Here is a 3,988-nt window from a genome sequence, read left to right as displayed (position 1 = left end):
GGCGGCCGGTGCCGGCATTGCCGATCAAGGCCACCATGTTGCATCTGCGCCGTCGCGTCACCCGTCCAGGAGCTTGAGGCCGATGACGCCGACCAGGATGAGCGCCAGGCAGGCGAGCCGGCCGGGGGCCGCGCTCTCGCCCAGGGCGACGATGCCCACCGCGGCGACCCCGAGCGTGCCGAGCCCGACCCAGACCGCGTACGCGGTGCCCATGGTCAGCGTCCTGAGCGCGAAGGTGAGCATGACGAAGCTCAGGACCGCCGCCGTCACCCCGACGAACGCCGGCCAGAGCCGGGTGAACCCGTCCGAGCGTTCGAGCGCGGTGGCCCAGACGATCTCCAGCGCGGCGGCCACGAGAAGCAGGACCCAGGCCATGGCGGTCAGGCCGTGGTGCCGGCGTCGACGGTGATGGTGGCGCCGGTGATGTTCCTGCCGCCCTCTCCCGCCAGGTGCGCGACGGTGGCGGCGATGTCGCCGGGGTCGCAGTAGCGGTCCAGGGCGGTGAAGCGCCGCTCCTCCTCCGCCTCGGGGCTGTCGGCCGGGTTCATCTCGGTGTCGGTCGAACCGGGCTGGACGAGGTTGGCCGTGATGCCCCTCGGCCCCAGGTCCCTGGCGAGCCCCTTGGTCAGGCCGACCAGCGCGGACTTGCTCATCGCGTAGAGCGTCCACCCCGGGTATGGCACGCGCTCGGCGAGGCTGCTGCCGACGCAGATGATCCGGCCGTCCCGGCCCATGTGCCGGGCCGCCGCCTGGGCCAGCACGAACGAGGCGCGGGAATGGATCGCGAGGGTGCTGTCGACCTCGGCGAGCGTCACCTCCTCCAGCGGGCCGAACGGGGCGACGCCGGCGTTGCTGACCAGGATGTCGATCCGCCCGAACTCGGCGACCGTCCGCTCGACCGCGGCGACCAGCACCCCGGCGTCGGTGGCCTCCGCCGCCACGGCCAGCCCGCGGGCGCCGGCGGCCTCGATCTCCTTGACGACCGCCGCCGCCCGCTCCGCCGAGCGCGCGTACGTGATCACCACGTCGGAACCCTCGGCGGCGAGGCGTACGGCGACGGCGGCGCCGATCCCACGGCTTCCCCCGGTGACGAGGGCGACTCTGCGTGTCATGTGTGCTCCTTAAGCGGAATCAGTTCCGCTTAACTGTAAAGCGGAACTGATTCCGCTTACAAGTCTCCAGTAGCCTGTGATCGTGGACGTCGTCATGAACCCGCGCCGCGAGCGGGTCGACGCGGCGCGCAACCGGGAGAAGATCCTCGCCGCCGCCGCGGGCATCGTCGCCGCTCACGGCGTCGAGGGACTGTCGATGGCGGAGGTCGCCGCCGCCGCAGGGGTCGGAGTCGGCACGCTGTACCGCAGGTTCGGCGATCGCTCGGGGCTGGCGTACGCGCTCATCGACGAGCGGGAACGCGAGTTCCAGGCGGCCTTCATCGAGGGGCCGCCGCCGCTGGGGCCCGGTGTCGACGCGCCCGCCCGCATCCGCGGCTTCCTGCACGCCCTCGCCGACAGGACCGTGGAGCAGATCGACCTGCTGGTGATGGCCGAGACGGTGACGCCGTTCGCCCGCTTCGGCGGTGCCTACGACGCCTACCACGCCCACCTGTCGATGCTCGTCGGCCAGGCCAGACCCGGCGCCGACGCCTACGTCCTCGCCGACGCCCTCCTCGCGCCGCTGGCCGCGCCGCTGCTTGCCCACCGCCTGCGCGACCGCGGAGTGACGGTCGAGCGCGTCAAGGCCGGGCTGGACGACCTGCTGGCCGCCTTCACTCCTTAAGTCTTCACTCTTTTTAAAAGGAAGCGGGCACGGACGTCCGTCCGTGCCCGCGTGTGCCGCACCCCGGTGCGGCCCGCTCCGGTCAGGCGCCGCGCCTGGCGGCCACCTTCCTGATGAGGGGCGTGAACAGCGCCAGGAGCGAGATGACCAGCAGCGTCGCCGCGATCGGGCTTTTGACCAGGACCGTCACGTCACCCGCGCCGATGGCCAGGGCCCGGCGAAGCTGGATCTCGGCCATCGGGCCCAGGATCAGGCCGATCACCGCGGGGGCGACCGGCAGGCCGAACCGGCGCATCGCGAAACCGAGCAGGCCCAGGAGATAGAGGATGACCAGCTCCACCCAGGAGGAGTTCAGCGCGTAGACGCCGAGCGCCGCGAACAGCGCGATCCCCGAGTAGAGGTAGGGGCGGGGGATGTGCAGCACCCGGGCCCAGAGCGGGGCCAGCGGCAGGTTGAGCACCAGCAGCATGGTGTTGCCCACGAACAACGAGGCGATCATGCCCCAGACCAGTGCCGGGTTGTGGTCGAACAGTTGCGGCCCCGGCTGCAGCCCGTACTGCTGGAAGGCCGCCAGCAGGATCGCGGCCGTCGCGGAGGTGGGCAGGCCCAGAGTGAGCAGCGGGACCAGCGTGCCCGCCGCCGAGGCGTTGTTGGCGGCCTCGGGACCTGCGACCCCCTCGATGGCGCCCTTGCCGTACTCCTCGCGGGCGATCCCGCGCGCCAGGCGCTTCTCGATCGAGTACGACAGGAACGTCGGGATCTCCGCTCCGCCACCGGGCAGCGCGCCGAAGGGGAAGCCGAGTGCGGTGCCGCGCAGCCAGGGCCGCCAGGAACGCGACCAGTCGGAGCGGCCGAGGAACGCCCGGCCGACCGGGATCACCTCCGGCTGGCCGTGCCGCAGCCGGGAGGCGACGTAGAGCACCTCGCCCACGGCGAACAGACCGACCGCGACGATCACCACGTCGATGCCGTCGAGCAGTTGCGGCACGCCCAGCGTCAGCCGGGCCTGGCCGGTCTGCTGGTCGATGCCGATGAGCCCGATGACCAGGCCGAGCCCCAGGGACGCCAGCCCCCGTACCACGGAGCGGGACAGCACGGACGAGACGGCCGTGAAGGCCAGAATGGCCAGTGCGAAGTAGTCCTCGGGGCCGAAGGAGATGGCGAAGTTCACCACCAGGGGCGCCGCGACGACCAGCAGCGCGGTGGCGATGGTGCCCGCGACGAACGAGCCGATCGCGGCGGTCGCCAGCGCCTGGGCGGCCCGGCCCCGCTTGGCCATCTTGTTGCCCTCTAGCGCGGTGATCATCGAGGAGCTCTCGCCGGGCGTGTTGAGCAGGATCGAGGTGGTCGACCCGCCGTACATGCCGCCGTAGTAGATGCCCGCGAACATGATGAACGCGCTGGCCGGAGGGACGGTGAAGGTGATCGGCAGCAGCAGCGCCACGGTCATGGCCGGGCCGATGCCGGGCAGCACGCCCACCAGCGTGCCCAGCGTGACGCCCACCAGCGCGTACAGCAGGTTGACCGGGGTGAGGGCGGTCGCGAAGCCCTCCAGCAGCAACTGGAACGAGTCCACTCAGATCACCCCGGACAGCAGCCCGGCCGGCAGCGTCACGCCGAGCCCTTTGACGAAGGCCAGGTAGGTGGCGGTGGACAGCAGGATCGCGATGACGCCCGCGCGCAGCCGCTGGGGGGCGCCGAGCGTCACGGACAGGCCGAAGAAGAGCAGCGCGCCCGCGATGATCCAGCCGAGCAGGTCGAGCAGCCCGGCGAAGGCCAGGAAGATCACGCTGACCAGCGCGACGGTGCGCCAGTCCGTCCGCGCGTCGGAGTCGGCGTCCTCGGCGTCCTCGGGATCGCCGTGGCCTCCCCTGAGCACGTCGATCACGTAGAACAGCCCGATCAGCAACATCGCCGCCCCGACCAGGGCGGGGAAGAACCGGGGACCGAGACCGAAGGAGGAACCCGGGGCGGCCACGTCCGCGGTGCCGACGATCACGAACGCCCCCAGCGCGAGGACCAGCACCGCCAGCCCCAGCTCGGGCCGCCGCCACGACCAGCCGGCACCGGTCTCGGGGGCCGGACGGGGATGCGCGCCGGTCTCATGCTCGGTACCGCCGTCGCCGGCGCGGGCGACGGCGCCATCGACCACGCGATCGTCGCCGGACGGCGCAGCACCGGCAACATCGTCACCTACCTGCGGGTCGCCCTG

The 3,988-nt window shown here is 72.0% G+C and carries 5 protein-coding genes; 1 reads left to right on the top strand and 4 read right to left on the bottom strand.

Annotated elements, in window-relative coordinates:
• Nucleotides 1–57: 57 nt before the first annotated feature.
• Entirely contained in the window at nucleotides 58–375 is a 318-nt protein-coding gene (locus tag ABZ260_RS48030; RefSeq protein WP_350914686.1) for a multidrug efflux SMR transporter, read from the bottom strand.
• A 5-nt stretch (nucleotides 376–380) separates the two neighbouring features.
• On the bottom strand, nucleotides 381–1,112 hold the full coding sequence (locus ABZ260_RS48025; RefSeq protein ID WP_355631808.1) for an SDR family oxidoreductase: 732 nt from the start codon (nucleotides 1,110–1,112) through the stop codon (nucleotides 381–383).
• An 82-nt stretch (nucleotides 1,113–1,194) separates the two neighbouring features.
• Here ABZ260_RS48025 and ABZ260_RS48020 point away from each other — a divergent pair, with 82 nt between their 5' ends.
• Nucleotides 1,195–1,776: a TetR family transcriptional regulator gene (locus ABZ260_RS48020; RefSeq protein ID WP_355631805.1), complete on the top strand. Its 582-nt coding sequence runs from the start codon at nucleotides 1,195–1,197 to the stop codon at nucleotides 1,774–1,776.
• An 82-nt stretch (nucleotides 1,777–1,858) separates the two neighbouring features.
• Here ABZ260_RS48020 and ABZ260_RS48015 read toward each other — a convergent pair whose 3' ends face one another.
• Entirely contained in the window at nucleotides 1,859–3,352 is a 1,494-nt protein-coding gene (locus tag ABZ260_RS48015; protein WP_355631802.1) for a tripartite tricarboxylate transporter permease, read from the bottom strand.
• Nucleotides 3,353–3,988 (bottom strand): tripartite tricarboxylate transporter TctB family protein (locus ABZ260_RS48010; protein WP_355631799.1); only part of this gene is annotated, 636 nt, incomplete at its 5' end.

Origin of the sequence: Streptosporangium sp. NPDC006013 (assembly GCF_040614275.1) — a bacterium.
GTDB lineage: Bacteria > Actinomycetota > Actinomycetes > Streptosporangiales > Streptosporangiaceae > Streptosporangium.
The sequence above is the reverse complement of the archived record's forward strand: the minus strand, read 5'-3'. Positions and strand labels throughout refer to the sequence as shown.